The organism is Mesorhizobium sp. WSM4906, assembly GCF_029674625.1.
In the GTDB taxonomy this organism is placed as follows: domain Bacteria; phylum Pseudomonadota; class Alphaproteobacteria; order Rhizobiales; family Rhizobiaceae; genus Mesorhizobium.
Genome location: NZ_CP121355.1, coordinates 2,963,503 through 2,982,833, shown reverse-complemented (window position 1 = coordinate 2,982,833; position 19,331 = coordinate 2,963,503). Strand labels below are relative to the sequence as shown.

General features: G+C 59.2%; 17 protein-coding genes. 9 read left to right on the top strand and 8 right to left on the bottom strand.

Going from position 1 to position 19,331, the window contains the following annotated elements; genetic code table 11:
- Position 1: 1 nt before the first annotated feature.
- The 5 genes from QAZ22_RS14235 to QAZ22_RS14215 form a co-directional block, all read right to left on the bottom strand.
- Positions 2-1,174: an ABC transporter ATP-binding protein gene (locus tag QAZ22_RS14235; RefSeq protein WP_278207391.1), complete on the bottom strand. Its 1,173-nt coding sequence runs from the start codon at positions 1,172-1,174 to the stop codon at positions 2-4.
- A gap of 632 nt (positions 1,175-1,806) precedes the next feature.
- A complete protein-coding gene (locus tag QAZ22_RS14230; protein ID WP_278207390.1) occupies positions 1,807-2,865 on the bottom strand; it encodes an aldo/keto reductase in 1,059 nt (352 codons plus the stop codon).
- Between the two features lie 20 nt (positions 2,866-2,885).
- On the bottom strand, positions 2,886-3,599 hold the full coding sequence (locus QAZ22_RS14225; protein WP_278207389.1) for an SDR family NAD(P)-dependent oxidoreductase: 714 nt from the start codon (positions 3,597-3,599) through the stop codon (positions 2,886-2,888).
- Positions 3,600-3,832: 233 nt separating this feature from the next.
- The gene (locus QAZ22_RS14220) at positions 3,833-4,882 is read right to left on the bottom strand and encodes an ABC transporter substrate-binding protein (RefSeq protein WP_278207388.1); all 1,050 of its coding nucleotides are present in this window, start codon (positions 4,880-4,882) and stop codon (positions 3,833-3,835) included.
- A gap of 660 nt (positions 4,883-5,542) precedes the next feature.
- Positions 5,543-6,334: a GntR family transcriptional regulator gene (locus tag QAZ22_RS14215; protein ID WP_278207387.1), complete on the bottom strand. Its 792-nt coding sequence runs from the start codon at positions 6,332-6,334 to the stop codon at positions 5,543-5,545.
- Positions 6,335-6,750: 416 nt separating this feature from the next.
- On the opposite strand from QAZ22_RS14215, the gene QAZ22_RS14210 reads away from it, so the two are divergent.
- The 5 genes from QAZ22_RS14210 to QAZ22_RS14190 all read left to right on the top strand — a co-directional run bounded on the left by QAZ22_RS14210 (position 6,751) and on the right by QAZ22_RS14190 (position 11,286).
- Positions 6,751-7,497 carry an SDR family oxidoreductase gene (locus QAZ22_RS14210; RefSeq protein WP_278207386.1) on the top strand — a complete coding sequence of 249 codons (747 nt, stop codon included), beginning with the start codon at positions 6,751-6,753 and terminating at the stop codon, positions 7,495-7,497.
- 56 nt (positions 7,498-7,553) lie between these two features.
- Positions 7,554-7,817, top strand: a complete 264-nt coding sequence (locus QAZ22_RS14205) for a hypothetical protein (RefSeq protein ID WP_278207385.1) — start codon at positions 7,554-7,556, stop codon at positions 7,815-7,817.
- Positions 7,814-9,001 (top strand): glycine C-acetyltransferase, encoded by a 1,188-nt coding sequence (locus QAZ22_RS14200; RefSeq protein WP_278207384.1) that lies wholly within the window; start codon positions 7,814-7,816, stop codon positions 8,999-9,001. Before QAZ22_RS14205 ends, QAZ22_RS14200 begins: the two co-directional genes overlap by 4 nt.
- A 52-nt stretch (positions 9,002-9,053) precedes the next feature.
- Complete coding sequence (tdh, locus tag QAZ22_RS14195) at positions 9,054-10,091, top strand: L-threonine 3-dehydrogenase (protein ID WP_278207383.1); 1,038 nt, start codon at positions 9,054-9,056, stop codon at positions 10,089-10,091.
- Positions 10,092-10,326: 235 nt separating this feature from the next.
- On the top strand, positions 10,327-11,286 hold the full coding sequence (locus tag QAZ22_RS14190) for an acetylxylan esterase (RefSeq protein WP_278207382.1): 960 nt from the start codon (positions 10,327-10,329) through the stop codon (positions 11,284-11,286).
- 342 nt (positions 11,287-11,628) lie between these two features.
- On the opposite strand, the gene QAZ22_RS14185 is transcribed toward QAZ22_RS14190, so the two are convergent.
- Entirely contained in the window at positions 11,629-12,675 is a 1,047-nt protein-coding gene (locus QAZ22_RS14185) for an ABC transporter substrate-binding protein (protein ID WP_278207381.1), read from the bottom strand.
- A gap of 455 nt (positions 12,676-13,130) precedes the next feature.
- Here QAZ22_RS14185 and QAZ22_RS32210 point away from each other — a divergent pair, with 455 nt between their 5' ends.
- Positions 13,131-13,586 carry a hypothetical protein gene (locus QAZ22_RS32210; protein ID WP_347566943.1) on the top strand — a complete coding sequence of 152 codons (456 nt, stop codon included), beginning with the start codon at positions 13,131-13,133 and terminating at the stop codon, positions 13,584-13,586.
- Positions 13,587-14,013: 427 nt separating this feature from the next.
- Here QAZ22_RS32210 and QAZ22_RS14175 read toward each other — a convergent pair whose 3' ends face one another.
- Positions 14,014-14,328, bottom strand: coding sequence for a hypothetical protein (locus tag QAZ22_RS14175; protein WP_278207380.1), 315 nt, complete (start codon positions 14,326-14,328; stop codon positions 14,014-14,016).
- A gap of 385 nt (positions 14,329-14,713) precedes the next feature.
- On the bottom strand, positions 14,714-16,051 hold the full coding sequence (locus tag QAZ22_RS14170; protein WP_278207379.1) for a PLP-dependent aminotransferase family protein: 1,338 nt from the start codon (positions 16,049-16,051) through the stop codon (positions 14,714-14,716).
- A gap of 184 nt (positions 16,052-16,235) precedes the next feature.
- Here QAZ22_RS14170 and QAZ22_RS14165 point away from each other — a divergent pair, with 184 nt between their 5' ends.
- The 3 genes from QAZ22_RS14165 to QAZ22_RS14155 are packed head-to-tail and all read left to right on the top strand — an operon-like array spanning position 16,236 to position 19,327.
- Complete coding sequence (locus QAZ22_RS14165; RefSeq protein WP_278207843.1) at positions 16,236-17,255, top strand: hypothetical protein; 1,020 nt, start codon at positions 16,236-16,238, stop codon at positions 17,253-17,255.
- Positions 17,256-17,260: 5 nt separating this feature from the next.
- On the top strand, positions 17,261-18,280 hold the full coding sequence (locus QAZ22_RS14160; protein ID WP_278207378.1) for an ABC transporter permease: 1,020 nt from the start codon (positions 17,261-17,263) through the stop codon (positions 18,278-18,280).
- Positions 18,281-18,325: 45 nt separating this feature from the next.
- The gene (locus QAZ22_RS14155) at positions 18,326-19,327 is read left to right on the top strand and encodes a sugar ABC transporter substrate-binding protein (RefSeq protein WP_278207377.1); all 1,002 of its coding nucleotides are present in this window, start codon (positions 18,326-18,328) and stop codon (positions 19,325-19,327) included.
- The last annotated feature ends 4 nt before the right edge of the window (positions 19,328-19,331 follow it).

The window sequence follows — 19,331 nt, the reverse complement described above, 5'->3', positions numbered from 1 at the left end:
ATCAGCGCTTCAAGTCGTCGCGAACGATCCGGCTATCGTTCTTATGCAAGCTAAGCGCGACACGGCTACCTGCCGGAGGAAGACCAGTGCTGTTTCCCTCATTCAAATGACGCCGAACAGCAACGCGCTCGCCATTGGCCAAGCGAACGAAGACCACGCTACTCTCGCCTTGGAAAAGAACACGCTCCAGTGATCCCTCAAAGTAGTTATATTCCGGCTGTCGTATATGCGTAGTGACCACCTCGAGTTTCTCAGGCCTCAGCACCAGGAAGCCGTCTTCCAAAACAGCACTACCGTCAGGGACCACGATCGGTTGCTCCCGGTAAAAGGGCATGCCGTCGCGCGACGTTACTGCCAGGAATGCAGACTCGCCCAGAAAACCCGCGATGAATGCTGTTGTTGGCGCGTTATAAAGGGCGGAGGGACTGTCGACCTGCGCGATTTCGCCGTTACGCAGGACGGCGATACGATCTGACATCGTCAGGGCTTCTCGTTGATCGTGCGTCACCAAAACCGTTGTCATGCCCAGGCGTTCATGCATGCCGCGTAGTTCGAGCTGCATCAACTCCCGCAGGTTCTTATCGAGTGCCGATAGCGGCTCATCCATCAGCAAAATCTTGGGCTTGAACACCACGGCCCGAGCAAGCGCAACGCGCTGCTTCTGCCCCCCGGATAGCTCGGAAATGCGGCGCGATTGATACCCGGACAGTTGGACCGTGGAGAGCACCTCGTCTACCGCGGCATCGATCCGTTCCCTGGACCATTTACGAATCCTGAGTGGATAGCTGATGTTTGTTGCCACGCTCATATGGGGAAACAAAGCGTAGTTTTGGAACATCATCCCTATACCTCGCTCGTGAGGCGCCTTTGCGATGACCTCTTCATCCCCAAACATCACAGATCCCGCTTGCGGACGCACAAACCCCGCGAGAACCATCAGAAGGGTAGTCTTGCCCGATCCCGACGGCCCGAGCAGCGTCATGAACTCCCCGCTCTTGATGTCGAGGTTGACGTCCTTAAGCGCGGCGACCGCGCCGTAAGCCTTGTTCACAGACCGAATGGAGATCGGAAGCGACTTGGACGCGACATCAGCGCTGTATGCGTAGTGTTCTGAACTCTCGTTAGCGTCCATTAGTGCGCCCAGCCGCAGAATGATGGGGTGGCCGACGAACAAAAAGTTCGCCGGCCACATTTCGCAGAGGCACGGGAGGATGCGCCGCTGCTGTATTGAAAGTCGTGTCAAGTTGGAGATGAGGGTCCGACACGATAGTCCGCGCCGACCTCATCCCCGCTACCTGCTGGTTTTGCCACCGCACGGCGTTTTCTTCCTCGTTGGGCGAGATGCGCCCTCCGATATTGCCACTCGCCGCGTTGCGCCAGTTGGTATATACCAATCTAGAGAAAGCCGTGACTGGTGTCAATGACGAATTTGTCATCCCGGCAATCCTGTTGAAAGCTCTGGTAACATTGGAGGATGTTGATCAGGCCGAATAACGCCAGTCCCGTGCGTCTTGGCAAAGATTTCCTTTCAAGTAGACCAGCTGAGTACTTTCGTTAGGATCGCTATAGCACCGCCGCCGCTACTGTGTCGCGTCGCGTCATGTTCCCGGTACTCTTGGTCGAGGGTCTGCTGAGCTTGCCCTGCGTAGCGCCCCTACATGTCACTACCAGTTCAATGGATCGTCTCGATCAAGCAGCAGGCCCACACCCGCATGTAAGTCAGGCACCCGGGATCATGAAGAGATCGGGCGGTTTTGCAGCACAACCCATCTGCTTCTTCGGCCGACGAAGCTAATCAACCGTGCACTAAGAAAGAAGATGTTGACCTAGGAGCGTCAAGTCTGCCTCGCTCAGTCGATCGCTGGCCTCGTTCCTCTGATGCCAATACGGATAGATTACCGGTGGCATGCTGATCTCGTCCAAAGCCTTCCTCTCGTCTGCTGTCAGCTTTAGTTCGGCCGCAGCCAGGTTGTCTTTGAACTGTGCATCAGTACGCCCGCCGATCACGACCGACGTAATGGCTTTTCGCCCAAGCGACCATGCAAGTGCGATCTGAGCGGCGGATACACCGCGCCCATTGGCAATCGACACCAGCACATCGATGATATTCCATAGACGGTTCTCGTCGCGGATTGGAGGTTCGGTCCAGCCAGCAAATTGCCGGCTGTCCTGTGGCGCCGCCTGGTTGCGGCGATGTTTGCCGGAGAGCAGGCCGCCGGCGAGTGGGCTCCATACGAGAACGCCTAGTCCCTGGTCGACCGAAATTGGAAGGAGCTCGTATTCGGCGTCGCGAGACTCAAGCGTGTAGTGAATTTGTTGGCTTACGAAGCGATGACGTCTGTCCCGCTCACTGACACCTAGCGCCTTCATGATGTGCCAGCCAGAGAAATTGGAGCACCCGATGTAACGGACTTTCCCGTCACGCACCAGCGTATCAAGTGCCTCCATCGTTTCTTCCAATGGCGTCAGCCCATCCCACTCATGTAACTGATACAAGTCGATGACGTCCGTTCTCATCCGCTTCAGGCTTGCTTCACATGCAGCGATCAAGTGATGGCGTGAGGAGCCAACATCATTTAATCCGTTACCCATTTGGAAGCGTGCCTTGGAGGCAAGAAGGACGCCCCCTTTTCGCTTGCCACCCAGGACCTCTCCAATAATCTCTTCAGCTACTCCGTTGGAGTAGACATTGGCGGTGTCGATGAGATTGACGCCTGCGTCGATGCAGAGATCGACGAGTCGCCTGGCATCCGAGACCCCCAAGTCGCCGGTCTTCTTCGCCCAACCCACGCCACCTAGGGTCATCGTTCCCATTGTGACGGTTGAGATCTTTAGGCCCGAACGGCCGAGTAGACGATATTCCATTGTATCCTCGACTATTGAAATCAGAAGATATCTTCGAATTCGCAATTGACGACCATCTCGGCCATTGCAGCATTGTTCGGAAGCTCGATCGCCGTTCTGACGAGATGGGCTATCGTGGACGGATCCGTCATCTCGTCCTGCTGAATCTTTAGGGTGGGCGACTTGACGCTCATGCTCGTCTTTACCCACCCAGGACAAAGCGCTGTTGCCCGAATTCCTTTATCCCAACCATAAGTCCTGATCGCGTGTGTCAGCCCCATGGCGGCGAATTTCGTCGTGCCATAGCCGACCGTGACATTCTTAATTCGCTTGCCACCCAGTGAAACAAGGTTGACCACACGGCCCTTGCCGCAAGCCTCTAGATACGGCATGCATAACCGGACAAGGCGCAGGGGCGTCTTGACGTTCACCTCCCAGAGCTTATCCAGGTCTTCATCGTTGTCGTCCATGATGGTGACACGCAGACCAAGCCCGATAGCGTTCACCACCCCGTCGATCTGTCCAAATGTCTTAGCTGTTCGATCAACCCAAGACTTAGCACTGGAGCGGTCGAAAGCATCGAATGACTGGTAGATGCGGTCGGGTGTCTCTGGTCCGAATTTCTCAACGAGGGCGCGAGCATTCATCGCACCCAGGCTGAGCCGATAGCCGCGCTCCATCAATTCGCTGACTATCGCCGAGCCGATACCACCGTCACTGCCGGAAATAAGAATAACTGGTCTGTTGTTGGCCATCGTCAGTCGATCCCCTTAAGTTCTGATTTCAGCCTGACTTCGAAGTTGTCTCAGGGCCTATGCGTTCCAACCCTGGTGCATGCCCGATGCAGCGCTGCGCCTGCTAGATGCCCATGCCTGAACTCGGTGAGGTCAAGCCCTCTGGACCGTCCCGCCGCATGGCTCTGAAGCTTCGTCCGGACTTGAGGTTTGTGGTGCCTTGGTGGCGGAGGTTCCGCCACCAAGGCCAATCTTCACTGCTTCAGAAGCATCGCGTCGAATGCTTCCGACAGCTTTGCGCCGTTGGCCCCCCAGAAGGCGGGATCCTGGGGGTACTGCCCGACTAGGTTTTGCGGTGCCAGGGTCAGCTTCGAAAGGACAGCCGGGTCCATGCCTTTGTAGGCCCTCAGATCGGAAGGGCCATAGGCGACATACTTCACCATATCCTTGCTGTATTCAGGCTTGAGAATTTCCTTGAGGAATTTAAGGGCGTTCTCGGGGTGCGGGCTGCCCTTGAGGATCGCATAGCAGTCCGTCTGGAGGATTCCATCCTGATAGACGATCTTCCACGGAGCACCTGCGGTGATGGCTGCATTGAGGCGACCATCCCAACCGTAGGCCAAGTCAACTTCCTTATCCACGATCAGCTGGGTGAGTTGAGAGCCGCTATCCCACCAGGTCACAGACGATTTCAATTGCGAGAGCTTATCAAGCGCTTCCTTCTGGCCTTCGTCCGTAGCCAGGAAACTGTAAACCTCGTTTTGAGGCTTGCCCAGCGCCAGGGCAGCTGCCTCGGCGTTGCCTTTCACGGCACGGGTCATCGCTCTTTTACCCGGGAACTTCTTCGTGTCGAAGAACTCCGCCATATTCTTAGGACCCTTGTCGCCGAATTTAGCGGTGTTGTATCCCATCACCTCTGAGAAGGCGGAATTTCCGATGCAGTAGTCGCTTACGGAGCCCGGAGCGTACTGGGTCCGGTCGACGATATCTGCGGGCAACTTGACCAAAATGCCCGCCGCAACCGCTTGCGGCACCTCGCCCATGTTGAAGTTTACGATGTCCCAAGTGACGGAACCTGAATCCACCTGCGCCTTGGCGTCAGTCCAAGCCTGGGACGTGTCCTCGTCAAAGGTGATACCGAGAGCTTTTGCGGCAGGCTGCCACATCGCTTTTCGTTGGGCATCCTGGGGTGGGCCACCACTTCCGGTAATCACCACGTCTGCCGCTCGTGCGGACAAACCCGCTCCGGCGATCATGATGGCGGCAGCGGCGATAACCGCGAACCTGTGACGTCGGCTATTCATTCCAGTTCCCTCCTGTTGCGGTATTACCGGACGGTACATACCAGTGAAGTGCTCGACCAAATGGCTTTCGCCCGCGAGAACTCCTGCCGCCACAAACCACGTGAGCCGCTCTCCGGCGCAACGAGTTTCCCCTGCCGCTGGAATGTACCAGCGGTGGCCGAAATGCCTGCCGATGCAAAGCTCGACGGCGCGAGGCGTTCAAATCGAAATGCTTCTGCGAGCTGATACCTGCTGCGCTGGCTCTTTTTCGAGCGTAGAGATATTCTCCTCCATAGCCCGCGGCCATTGGTATATACCAATGTTATGCATGAGGCCCGCAGCCTGTCAACAACGATTTTCCGGCAACGAGAAGGCCGAGCTGAAACAAGCTTGTTCGGCGTAGATGTCGATGGTGGTTGACTGCGGCGCTGGCCAGGGTTGCCGCCTTAAACGTGCAGTGCCGATTGGCTTGCGCGGCAGCGTCTCCAGGTTCCAAGCCGCATACTCCTGCTTGCCGAACGCGTGCGCGTTTGACAGGCTCGTCTAATGCGCTGTCAGTCTGCCGAAAATGTGAGGCCGCGCCCTGCACCAACGGCATACATAACTCTCACAGAGTCTAAGGCGTTCACTTCCCAGTGCTTGACATCGTACAGCCTAAAAGGAAGCGTGAACTGGTTCCGGCTAGCTGTTGAACATCCAGCGGATGGGGGGATTGCCCTGGCGAGCGTCCGGCTTCCCCGGCGGTTGGTTAATTGTGAAGCTTACGCGATCAGGATGATTTAGAGAGCGCAGATACTCAAAAGGGTGGCCGTCACTCGTTATCGTCACAGCGTCAAACAAGAGCACAGAGGCCCCCGGCTTTAGGTCAAGGAGTTCTGCCTCCGCTTTCGTGGCGTAGTGGATGCCGATGCTCCCGGTACCACTATGCAGGACCACGTGGAATGTTTCCCGAAAAACTTTATAGAGGGAATTGTTCTCCAGCAGGTCGCTTGCAGACAACCCTGGCACGAGACGTGCTGGGATGTGGCTGAATTCGAGACAGACTGGCACTCCATCGACTGTCCGTTGCCGCTCGATGGCGATAACTGGATCGCCCAGGTCCAGACCGAGCTTTGACGCAACGAGGTTATCGGCCTCCCGTCGCTCGAAGAACAGCAACTTCGATCCTGGGGTGTGACCGGCCTTTTTTACGACGTCGGAGATGCTGTATGGCGAGTGGTCGCTCAACGGGCGGTCAAACAAATGGTCGGGAACGTACGTACCGCTCGTGCCGCGTCGCTCGAGCGCACCCGCCTGCACAAGATGATCAACTGCTTTGCGCATGGTCATCCGGCTGGCTCCAAAACGTACCGAAAGCTCTCTTTCGGAGGGGAAGCGTCCGCCCGGCTCAACCTCTTTGTCATGGATGAGCTTGAGTAGATCTTTCTGGATCCTGACGTAGAACGGGGCGCTGTCCAAAGTAGCGTCTTCCATAAGCTTATCTTTCTTCGGCAGCCCGGGCTATCCAACCGCCGAGAGCTGGCGGCACGCTGGGGCAACAAAGCCCGCCGCAATCCATATTCCTGAATACGGTCGGAGCAACCGGCATTGGCATAAACCAAACAGTGGAGAAGGTCCATTCGGAGCACTTTGGTGCAGGCTCCAGTCCAATGAAGCGCCCCAGCGAGGCGCTTGGCCCAACCGGCGCCGCGCTGATAGCCATGGTGCGCGAGATTTGGCAGCAAAGCCCTTGACAATTTGGTATATACCAATGACAAAGGAGCATTGAATAGCGCTGATGCAGTTCGCACCCAACCTCGCCGCTATCACTGTGACGCTCAGGACTAACCCTCAACATCCCCCCTGCAGCACGGCCGCAACAGGGATCTCAACGTTAAAGGTGATCTTTCGTGAAATTGGAAGGCAAAACCGCCGTCATCACAGGCGCTGGCCGGGGTATCGGACGCGCCACCGCTCTCGCACTCGCCAGGGAAGGTTGTAACATCGTTCTCGCGGCGCCCGAAATGGACCAGATCGAAGCAGTGGCAGCAGAGGTCCGGGCGAGTGGTCCCGGTGCGCTGGCCGTCCTTACCGACATCCAGCATAAATCTCAGGTCACGGCCTTGGCGCAGGCTGCGTTCGATCGCTTCGGTGCGGTGGACATCCTGGTAAACAACGCCGGCGTGGCGATCCACAACGCCATTCCCAACATAAGAGAGGAAGACTGGGATTGGATGATGGCGATCAATCTCAAGGGCACATTCCTTTGTACACAAGCCTTCTTTCAGCATATGTGTGACCGCCGAAGCGGCCATATCGTCAATATCGTCTCGCGTGCCGGCAAAGTGGCCTCTGCGAAATTCGGCGCGTACGCCGCGTCGAAGTTTGGCATGCTTGGCTTCACCCAGACGACCGATTCCGAAGGAATCGAATTCGGCGTCAAGGCCACCGCGCTCTGCCCGGGAGCCGTCGATACTCAACAGCGAGCCGAAAACCATGTCGATGATCACTCGAAACTGCTCCAACCCGAGGACGTTGCAGAGTACGTAGCATTCATCGTCACGCGACCTGCCCGCGTCTACATTGGCGAGGCGTCTCCGGTGCCGCAGTTCATGAAAGCAGCTCCTGCTGGCAACTACTTGAAGCCGGGCATCTGACCGTTTGCTGCTGTCCACGGAGAATCTCAAATGCCCACCGTCAAGGCGATCAGAACTTGACCGATCGTGTCGCGGCACGTAGCGCCGACATGCGCAGCGCTCTACTCCGTCGCCTCGATGAGGCCAAACAGACCGGTGCATACCGTTCTGTCCTCGTTTATGGGAAGCTGGCCCACAGCTTTGCCGTTTCCTCGCCGGCAGATGACGACAAGCTCGGCGTCAACGGCTCGCTAAACCTGGGCATTGTCGGCTCCTACAACGAGATCCTGTACGCGCATCAGAGTCCTGATCCGTCCACCGAGGAGCGGATGTGCGCATGAGTCAGACTTTCCTTTCCCATATCGACAGCGAGCTCCAAGACCTGAAATCGGCCGGGCTCTACAAATCCGAGCGGGTGATTTCCTCCATGCAGTCCGCCGAGATCGAGGTCGGCGGCGAAAAGGTGCTGAACTTCTGCGCCAACAACTATCTCGGCCTCGCCGACAGCCTGAACCTGCGCGACGCGGCAAAGCATGCGCTCGACCGCTATGGCTATGGCATGGCTTCGGTGCGCTTCATCTGCGGCACGCAGGAAGAGCATAAGGAGCTCGAGGCGACGATCTCGTCCTTCCTCGGCATGGAGGACACCATACTCTACTCTTCCTGCTTCGACGCCAATGGCGGCCTGTTCGAGACGCTGCTTGGCGAGGAGGACGCCATCATCTCCGACGCGCTGAACCACGCCTCGATCATCGACGGGGTCAGGCTCTCCAAGGCCAAGCGCTTCCGCTACGCCAACAACGACATGGCCGATCTCGAGGCCCGGCTGAAGGAGGCGAAGGACTGCCGCTTCCGGCTGATCGCCACCGACGGCGTGTTTTCGATGGACGGCATCATCGCCAATCTGCGCGGCGTCTGCGATTTGGCCGAGAAATACGATGCGATGGTGATGGTCGACGACAGCCACGCGGTCGGTTTCGTTGGCAGGAACGGCCGCGGCTCGGCCGAGCACTGCGGTGTCGAGGGCAGGGTGGACATCATCACCGGCACGCTCGGCAAGGCGCTGGGCGGCGCCTCCGGCGGCTACACGTCCGGCAAGAGGCAGGTGGTCGACTGGCTGCGCCAACGCTCGCGGCCCTATCTCTTCTCCAACACGCTGATGCCGGCTATCGCCGGCGCCTCGATCAAGGTGTTCGACCTGATCCGCCACGGCGACGCCTTGCGCCAGCGCCTATATGCCAATGCGGATCGCTTCCGCTCCAGGATGGGCAAGCTCGGCTTTACGCTTGCCGGCGCCGATCACCCGATCATTCCGGTGATGCTGGGCGACGCCGCCTTGGCGCAGGAGATGGCCGCGCGCATGCTGAAGCGCGGCATCTATGTCATCGGCTTCTCCTTCCCGGTGGTGCCGAAGGGTCAGGCGCGTATCCGCACGCAGATGTCGGCCGCCCATTCCAGCGCCGACATCGACCGCGCGGTCGAAGCGTTTGGCGAGGTTGGCAAGGAACTGGGCGTGATTTCGTGACCGGCTGGCACCGAAAAACGGTACCGGATCAAGCGATTCAAGGAACACAAGAATGTCCAACATGATGAAGGCGCTGGTGAAGGCCAAGGCCGAGCCCGGCATCTGGATGGAAGAGGTGCCGGTGCCGGAGATCGGCCCCAACGACGTGCTGATCAAGGTCAAGAAAACCGCGATCTGCGGCACCGACGTCCACATCTACAATTGGGATCAGTGGGCGCAAAAGACCGTGCCGGTGCCGATGGTGACGGGCCATGAATTCGTCGGCACGGTCGCCGATTTCGGCGCCGCGGTCACCGAATACAAGGTCGGCCAGCGCGTCTCGGGCGAGGGTCACATCGTCTGCGGCCATTGCCGCAACTGCCGCGCCGGGCGAGGGCATCTCTGCCGCAACACACTGGGCGTCGGCGTCAACCGCCCCGGCGCCTTCGGCGAGTACATGGTCATCCCGCAGCACAATGTCGTGCCGATCCCCGATGACGTGCCGGATGAGATCGCGGCGATCTTCGATCCGCTGGGCAATGCGGTTCACACCGCACTGTCCTTCGATCTGGTGGGCGAGGACGTGCTGGTCACCGGCGCCGGCCCGATCGGCATCATGGGCGCGCTGGTGGCGCAGTGCGTCGGCGCGCGAAAAGTCGTCATCACCGACATCAACCCGATCCGGCTGGACCTGGCGCGCAAGCTCGGCGTGCAGCATGTCGTCGATGCTTCGAAGGAGAAGCTGCTGCGCGACGTGATGCCCTCGATCGGCATGAGCGAAGGGTTCGATGTCGGCCTGGAGATGTCAGGCGCCGCACCCGCCTTCCGCGACATGATCGACACCATGAACAATGGCGGCAAGATCGCCATTTTGGGCATCGCGCCTACCGGCTTCGAGATCGACTGGAACAAGGTCATCTTCAAGATGCTGCATCTCAAAGGCATCTACGGCCGTGAGATGTTCGAGACCTGGTACAAGATGATCGCGCTCGTTCAGGGGCCACTCGACGTGTCGGGACTGATCACGCACCGGATCGGGATCGACGATTTTCAGGTTGGCTTCGACGCGATGCGGAGCGGCAGTTCGGGTAAGGTGGTGATGGATTGGTGACGGGCTCGCCCGGACGTCGGCCTAGGAGGATGCGTCGCGAACGTTCGTCATGGCGATGATTTCTCAGCTTCCGGTTACTTCTCGGCGCTGCCGACGGGGCGGGGGCGGTGCTGAAGCCCCGTCGAGCCGCTGCCCCCATCGGCCATCCGCGCCGGGGCGCCCGCGGTCAGAACTGATTGTGACTTTCGGGGTCTGCCAACCTCGATTGGTTGCCGAACCGATTTTGGAGAAGTGAATGCCGTTCTTCGATTTCAATGCCGCAGACCTGCCGTCCTATTGCAGCAGCATCGTGCCACCAACCGATTTCGACGCGTTTTGGTCGACCACCCTAGCTGAGGCGAGATCGCTGCCGCTTAACGCGACGTTCGAGCTAGTTGATGCCGGACTCCCGCTAGTCGAGGTGTTCGATGTAACCTTCGCCGGCTGGGGCGGGCATCCGATCAAGGGGTGGTATATCAAGCCGCGCAACGCATTTGACGCTGGTGCTGTGGTGAAGTTCATCGGCTACAACGGCGGCCGCGGTTTCCCGCAGGACCATTTGCTATGGCCTATTTCCGGGCGGCCGCTGCTGGTGATGGATACGCGCGGCCAGGGCGGTGGCTGGTCGGTCGGTGCAACGCCCGATCCCATCGGGTCGGACTCGTCGCATGCGGGGTTCATGACGCGAGGGATCGGGAGCCCGCAGACCTATTTTTACCGACGTGTGTTCACCGACGCCGTGCGCGCCATCGAGGCGTTGCGAAGCCGAGCCGAGATTGATCCGGCGCGGATTGCGACAGCCGGCGGGAGTCAGGGGGGTGCGCTGGCGCTGGCCGCTGCGAGCCTCGATCCCAGCGTCAACGCGGTGGTAGCCGACGTCCCGTTCCTCTGCGATTTTCCGAGAGCCGTCGGACTCGCGCCGCGCGATCCCTATGGCGAAGTGTCACGCTACCTCTCCGTTCACCGCGATATGGTGGAAATTGCCTTCGCCACGCTCAACTACTTTGATGTCGTCAACCACGTGCGCAGAGCGAAGGCCAAAGCCCTGTTCTCCGTGGCGGTGATGGACACGGTCTGCCCGCCATCAACGGTCTACGCGGCGTTCAACGCCTATGCGGGCGACAAGGAGATCAAGTCCTACACCTTCAATGATCATGAAGGTGGCGGCTCATTCCAGGAGCGGGAGCAACTCGCATTTCTTAGCAAGGTGCTTTAGCGGCGTATCCAGGCTGACATGCTGTCGTCTGCTTCGACGCGTGGCCAGTCGCCCCGAACCTCGCTTCCGCCGATCGGGGACGCCTTCGAAGGGTGGTAGACGTCGTCGCCCTGGACCTGAGCACTTGCGGTATCCGGTTGTTGCGCGAGCGCCTGACGGTTCCCTCCCCTTCGTCGCCGGTCTCCTGACGCGGGACCATGACCGACGCTGTTCGAGACGACTAGGACCGCGGCGATGAAGTGATCTATCTCGGCACTTGAGGTTTGGTGGGCGTGCTCGAGACTTGGCTGCTTTTTAGAGTTGGCCTTGGTGGCGGAAGCTCCGCCACCAAGGCCGTCTTCACTACTTCACAAGCATCGCGTCGAACGCTTCCGACAGCTTGGCCCCGCTCTTTCCCCAGAAGTCCACATCCTGAGGATACTGACCGACCAGATTCTTCGGCGCCAGAGTCAACCTCGAAAGGACCTTCGGGTCCATGCCGTCGTAGGCCGTCAGGTCGGCGGGGCCGTAGGCGACGTACTTCACCATGTCCTTGGTGTATTGAGGCTTGAGGATCTCTTTGAGGAACTTGAGAGCGTTTTCGGGATGCGGACTTCCCTTGAGGATTGCGTAGCAATCAACACTGAGCAGCCCGTCCTGATAGACGATCTTCCACGGCGCGCCGGCATCGATCGCCGCATTGATGCGACCATCCAAACCGTAAGCCAGGTCGACTTCCCCGTCCTTGATAAGTTGAGTTAGTTGGGAACCGCTGTCCCACCAAGTGACAGTCGGTTTCAGATCGGCGAGCTTGTCGAGCACAGCCTTCTGCCCATCGTCCGTCTGCAGGTAGCTGTATAGCTCGCTCTGAGAATGGCCCAACGCGAGAGCACCAGCCTCAACATTGCTTCTCGGGCTGCGGAGCAGCGCCCTCTTGCCAGGAAACTTCGTCACGTCGAAGAAGTCCACCATGTTCTTCGGCCCGTTGTTCCCGAACTTGGCTGTATTGTAAGCGATGACCATGGAGAACACTGTGTTTCCCATGCAGTAGTCGTTCACGGAACCAGGAGCGTAGTGGGTCCGGTCAACGATGTCCGCAGGCAGCTTGACCAAGATGCCCGCCGCAACCGCCTGCGGCACCTCGCCCATGTTCAAGTTCACTATGTCCCAGGTGACGGAACCAGAATCGACCTGCGCCTTGGCCTCGGTCCAACTCTGGGAAGTGTCCTCGTCGAATGTCATTCCGAGGGCCTTTGAGGCGGGTTGCCACATCGCTTGGCGGTGGGCGTCCTGGGGCGGGCCACCGTTTGCGACAATCACCACGTCCGCCGCTCGTGCGGGCAAACCCGCTCCGGCGATCATGACGGCCGCAGCGGCAATCACCGCGAACCTCTTGTGTGGGATATTCATTCCAGTCTCCCTCTTGTTTACGGCATTACCGATTGGTAGATACCAGTGAAATGCTCACCAACGGGCTTCTGGCTCAAAGATCCCGGGCTCCCACGAACGACGCGACTCACTTTTCGCGCAGCGAGATCCGACCGCCCTTTGGGATATACCAATGGACCGCGAGGACAACTGCCGATGCGAAGCTCGACTGCGCGACGGGGCAAAGTCGAGATGCTCCTGCAGGCGGGATTTCCCGCTCTGCGGTGCTTTTCGAGCGTAGAGACGTCCTCCCCTCGGTCGCGATCATTGGTATATACCAAGACTATATGGAAGGGCCGACGCCTGTCAACAACGATTTGCTTCGCCAAAGGCAGGCGCACTCTGAACAGCCATTTCGACCGTAGAGGTCTTGCTGGCTATGCGAAGCGCCCGTGCGTGCTCACCCATGCGCGGCAAGGGAGTAGGCGCTGCTGTCGGTGACCCGATCGCCGACACCCATCGTGCTGGAAGAGGACATCCCGTCGCCCATAACCGCGGACCGGCTGTTCCTCCAGACTCGCCGCGGCCACAAGAAGATGGTGCCGGACAATCTGCGCGAGACGAACCTGCTGCCGGAGAAGAAGCTCGGCGGCGGCCAGACAAGCCTATGCTGGCTGGCGGATGACGTGCTTGCCACGATGGAGCCGTCCTCAAGTTCGACAGGGAGCTCGTGGCGCATGAAGCCGTGCCGGATGATGCGCCGCATGGAGAGGGACCATTTTGACCGGAGCGGCGATGGAACACTGCCGACCCTACAAAGCGCGTTCAGCCGCTGCATCTCCTTCAGATCGATATTGCGGTTCGTGATCCAAGAGCTGGACCCAGCGGTTGGGTTTTCGGGACATTCGTTTACGCTGCTGATGTGGCGTCATCGGATCCCTGGCGCCGACTGAAACCGGTTGGGCTGATGTGGGGCGACGACGCAAACGCGACGGCAAACGACGCGCTGAAGGAGAGCGTCGTCAACGCCCAGCTGAAGGGCGTCACCTACGGCTGGGACGGTCGTCCCGAAATGGGTTGGAAGGGCCGATTGAACGGTCCGTTGGGACGCCATGCCGCAAACTCGGTTTTGGACCTACTTGGAGAGAAAAGAAGCAACTTCCAGATCCCGGACACTCTTCCGATGAAACGTTGCGGAGACGCTCTTCTAGACCGCAAGCGAGAACGCTGCGCTCCAACTCATGAAGCAGTTGGTGGGTCGCCTCCCAGAACTCCATCGCCAAGCTGATTGGGCCGTGTCGGACGCTCGGAGGTCAGACCGTGCAGAAACTCCCGTCCCGAGTCTCCCCGGTCCATCGATACCATTTGCGCTTGGTATTTTCATGGATGACGGAAGGAGGTCGGGACGCCAGCTTCCGTACCGTCTTCATTGCCCTCGAAGGCATAATCAAGGACGGCATTCATGTATCCGCGCCAGTCGGCCCTGAAGTCCTTGTTCGCGAGAAAGTCCGGCGGCTGCTCACTGGTGGTTTTCGGATAATCGAAGCGGCCCTTGAAGCCTTGGCTCTCCGCGTAACCCGGCGGAATTCCCTTGACCGGATTGTAGCTCGTGACCACGCAACGGGAATCCGCCGCGTTGGCGACGCCGAAACTCAAAGCGATGCAGGCAAGTACGAGCGTGGATCGTCCAAACATTCTTCCCCCCGAAGAAGATCAACGAAAAAGCGTACTCAAAAATGCGAGATATCTGGCAGGCGCAAGAATTTAAGAAACAGTAAGTCTAAACGAGTTCGTTGTGAAGTTGCGGTAGGTATCTCTCCTACAGCAATTCTCGCTCGCATGGGTGATGATCGGAGTCCCGGCTCATCGAACGGGATCAGGAAGCAAACCGTGGATCACTAGAGTTCGGATCAAAGCACTTTACCAATCTGAGGTGCTTTTTTCTGGACTATGCCAATCACGCTTGTGTCCGCTGCGCCGGCTGTCGCTTATACTCGATGTGCGCGCATCCTCCCAAGCTCGCGCATGGGCCGTCGAGCCGAGCAACGAGGGGCGGAGCTCGACGGCCATTTTCCGGAGCTTATAAATTGCGCAGAAGGAAATCGTAAAAGCGAGGATCATCGGCACGCGAAACGTTGATCCGGATCCCCCGTGCTAGCGGGGTTTGTTTGTCGACACAGAAAACGCTTCCGGGTGCGATGAAGATGCCCTCCTTGGCGCCGTCCCGGGCCAGATCTAGGTCGCTGACACCTTCAGGCAGAAGCAGGTATTGGTAATAGCCTGTGGTTTGATCCGAATAGGTCGCCCAGCCACCAAGATGGAGTTTCTCCTGAACCTTGCTGGAGGCGCTTTCAATCCGCTGCCATAGGCGCTTGAGGTGCCGGTCGTAGTGGCCTTCCGCTATCAACCGGTGCAACAGGCGTTCAATATGCCCGGAACTGTTGACTGTCGTAAGCATCTTGAGTTCGGCAAGCGCCGCGATCCTGTCCGGACGGGCGGCGATGAACCCGGAGCGCAGGCTGGCGGACAGCGTCTTCGCAAACGTACCGACGGATATGACATTGTTCAGCTGATCAAGCGTCGCAAGCCTGTGAATCGACGGGGACGGCAAATCGGCGAATGGATCGTCTTCGACGATGACCAGGTTGTATCGCAGTGCCGCCGTGAGCACTGCGTGGGCGACTGGCAAGGCGATCGAACCGCCCGTCGGATTGTGTCCGAGCGACTGGGTAAAAAACAGCTTTGGCCGTTCGGATATCAGCTTGGCGGTGAGATCCGCGATATCAGGTCCGTCCGGATTTCGACGTATGCCGACCATCCGGACCTGGGCCAAGGCCAGTTTGGCGAAGAGAGGATAATAGCCTGGCTCGTCGACGAGGACCGCGTCGCCGGCGACCAGCATGCTGCGGATGATGAGATCGAGCGCGTGGTTCGCGCCGAACGTCGTCAGGATGTTCTCGTCACGAGCGTCGATGTGCTGTGCCCCAAGGCGGCTTGCGATCTGCTGGCGGAGCGGCTGAAAGCCAAGCGCCGAGCCATAGGCGTCCGACTCGGCCAGCAAGCTTCGCCCTGGAGACGCGAGATGCCGCCTGATCTCCGACTGCTCGGTCCATGACGGCGGCGGCCGACCGTCACCGACACGGATCTGAAAGTCCTGGTCGAGCTGCGCGCTGAGGAGCGAAGCAATATCTACGGCTTCGGTGACATGTTTCGGTCTCTGTGTTCCATCGGGCGCGAAGACCACGACGAAGCCGGATCCTTTGCGCGCCGCGACCAATTCGGCGGCCGCCAATCGGTCGTAGGCCTCGACGATCGTATTCTTGGAAACCTGAAAAGCCTCGGCGGCTTTGCGGATGGAAAGAAGGCGGCTTCCGGGGGGAAGCGCGCCGGAGACAATGTCTTCGCGCAACTTCGCCACGACCGTTTCCGCCAAGGTGGGCCCTCTAGCGGGTGCAGCTATCGCGTTCCTCAAACACATCCCTCCCATGGGTACAATTTCAGACAATATTCTTAAAGTGTACCTTTTCTTTAGGGTACCAAAGTGGTGATAACTCCATCAAGAGGATCCAAAAAAATTCACGTGGGAGGCGGCTTTGGCCGACGTGAACAAGGGCGTACAGCGCCCATCCATCAATTCGCGACTTGAAAATATGCGCAACCTTTCGCCTGCCGAACGGCTGGCAGTTGCCGCGGCTGTCTCGCTCTCCGATGCCGAGAAAGCAACCCTTTCCGGGGACGGCGCGCTCGACATCCATCGGGCCAATGGCATGATCGAAAACGTGATCGGCACCTTCGCGTTGCCGCTCGGCATTGCCACGAATTTCCAGGTCAACGGACGCGACTACCTGATCCCGATGGCGGTTGAAGAGCCATCCGTGGTGGCGGCCGCGTCTTATATGGCACGGATCGCGCGTTCCGGGGGCGGGTTCACGACCTCGAGCACGGCGCCCGTCATGAGGGCGCAGATCCGCGATCCACATGGAGTCCGCATCAATATCCTGGCTGCCAAGGATCGAATTGTCGACTGCGCCAATGCGAAGGACGCTATCCTCGTCGGCTTTGGCGGCGGTTGCCGTGACGTCGAGGTCCATGTCTTCAGGTCCTCCCCTCGCGGTCCGATGGTGATCGTCCATCTCCTGGTCGACGTGCGAGAAGCCCTCATCCCATTGGTCGCCTTCGGCCTGCCGCTCAGCCCGGTCGCCGCAGGCCCGGCCGCGCCACTCTACAACGCAGCCCCCCGTTTCACGGTGGATGCCGCGACCGGTGCCGTGAATAACCTCCATAATCTCCTGACGCCCTTTGAGTTTCTCGTCTATGGATTGATCGGTGTCGCGATCGCTGCGCTGATCGCCTATCCCTTCGCGATGAACCATGCGCGCACCGCCGCCGCCTTCGTGTCGCGCTACGTCAGCCATGAAGCGATTATCGGGACCTTTGTCGGCCTGGTCCTGGTGATCGGGCTGTGGGAAGGCGGGCTGCTGGCGCTCGCTGTCATCCTCGCGATCGGTCTTGTCGGCGGACTGCTTTACCGGATCATCGGCTTCAACACCGGCATGCAATTCATGGGGTACTATGCCGCACTTCTCAGTGTGCCGGCGATCGCCAAGCTTTTCGGGGGCTGAGTTCGATGTCCGTCGCCAGCTCCGATCAGCCCAATCCATCGAAGACAGGCTTCGTTCGCGGGATCATTGCCACGCAGGAAGGCATCGTCTTCACGCTCGCCGTGATTGCTTTCGTGCTGTTCTCGGTGCTGCTGCCGGGATTTCTGAGCGCCGGCAATCTGTTGGTGCTGGTGCGCAGCGTCTCGATCCTCGGCATCCTCGCCTTGGGGATGGCGCTGGTGGTGATCGCGCGCGGCATCGACGTGTCGATGATCGCGATCATGGTCGTCTCGGTATCCTGGGCTTTCGTGATCACCGCCGCCGGCTATCCCTTCGTTCTGGCGCTTCTGATCGGCGCAGGTTTTGCCATCCTTTCCGGCGTAATCATCGGCGCGCTGATCGCCTTCGGCGACGTGCCGCCGATCTTCGCCACACTGGCTGCGGGTTCAGTAATCTATGGAACCGGCCGCACCTTCTTCTTCGCGCTCGAAATGCAGAACGTGCCCGTCAACACCGACTGGTTCGCATTGATAGGCCAGGGCAACGTCTTGGGCATTCCCGTCACCGTGATCGCCTTCCTGCTGCTGTGTGCGCTGTTCCAGTTCATCCTGTCGCGAACACGCTTCGGGTGGATGATCTATGCGATGGGCGACAATCCGAATGCGGCCCGCACCACCGGCGTCCCGATGCGGCCGATGATCGTCGCCCAGTATGCCATCAGCGCCTTCATCGCTTTCGTCGCCGGGCTGATCCTCGCCTCGTCGGCCAATGCGATCAATGCCCGGCTATTCAATTCGACGATGATCTACGACATCCTGCTGGTCGTCGTGCTCGGCGGCATCGGCCTCAATGGCGGCCACGGCAGCATTCGAAACGTCATTCTGGGCACGGTCTTCGTCGGCATCCTGCTCAACGGCATGACGATCATGAACATCGACTACACCATCCAGAACCTCGTGAAAGGCGTGGTTCTGCTTCTGGCAATCGTGGCCGATTCCATTGTCAACCCACGCGACGAACAGACGTCGCAGGCCGGAGACCTTTGATCTTTGTAGCTGAAGATAACTAGGGAGGAGAATATGCAACGTGCCTTGAAGACAATCGCCCTCGCAGCCGTCATGGTCGCCGCTGGGCTCGGCTGGTCCGCCGCACAGGACAGGGGTCTCGAAAACCCGCGCAGCACCACGTTCCACACGTCGATGAAGGACAAGAAAGTGGTGTTCGTGCCGCTTTCCATGGGCTTCGACCTGACCGAGGGCTGGGCGGCGCAGATGCGCAAGCAGGCCGACCGTCTCGGCTACAAGTTCGAGATCCGTGATCCGGCCTGGAGCACCGACGCCGGCACCAAGGCGATCCAGTCGCTGATCACAGAAAAGCCCGACCTGATGGTCATCCACAATCCGGATATCCAGTCCTATGCGCGGCTCTTGAAGCAGGCGCAGGCTGCCGGAATCAAGATCGTCCAGATCAATCTCGAATCCAATACCACGACTGATTCCTATGTCGGCGCCGACTGGACCGAGATCGGCCAGAAGGCAGCCGAGGCGATCGTCGACAAGTGCGACAAGGGCAAAGGCGTCTCCACCAAGATCGCCATCGACACCGGCGTGCCGACCGCGGCGTCGGATGTCTTCCAGCTCGACGGCATCTACAAGGTGCTGAGCCAGCATCCCGACATCCAGGTCGTGTCGCAGCAGGCCACCGAATACAATCCGGAAAAGGCGCGCTCGATCATGGCGACCGTGCTGCAGCAGCATCCCGACCTCTGCGGGGGCATCGGTATCTGGGACAATCAGGACACCGGCACGGCCTCGGCGATCAAGGAAGCGGGCAAAAGCGACCAGGTCTTCCTCGTCACCTCGGGCGGCGGCAATCAAGTCGGCTGCGACAATGTCACCAAGGGCCTGTTCAATCTTTACATCAGCTACAACGTGCCGCTGCAGGGCGACTTGCTCAATCAGGAGATCGCCCGCCTGCTGATGTCGGACAGCCCGGCCGGCGAGACAAAGACGATGTACTTCAATCCCCTCACGCTCATCACCAAGGCGAACGTCAACCAGCGCAATTGCTGGACGCTTGATGAGCTGAAGTAGGCGA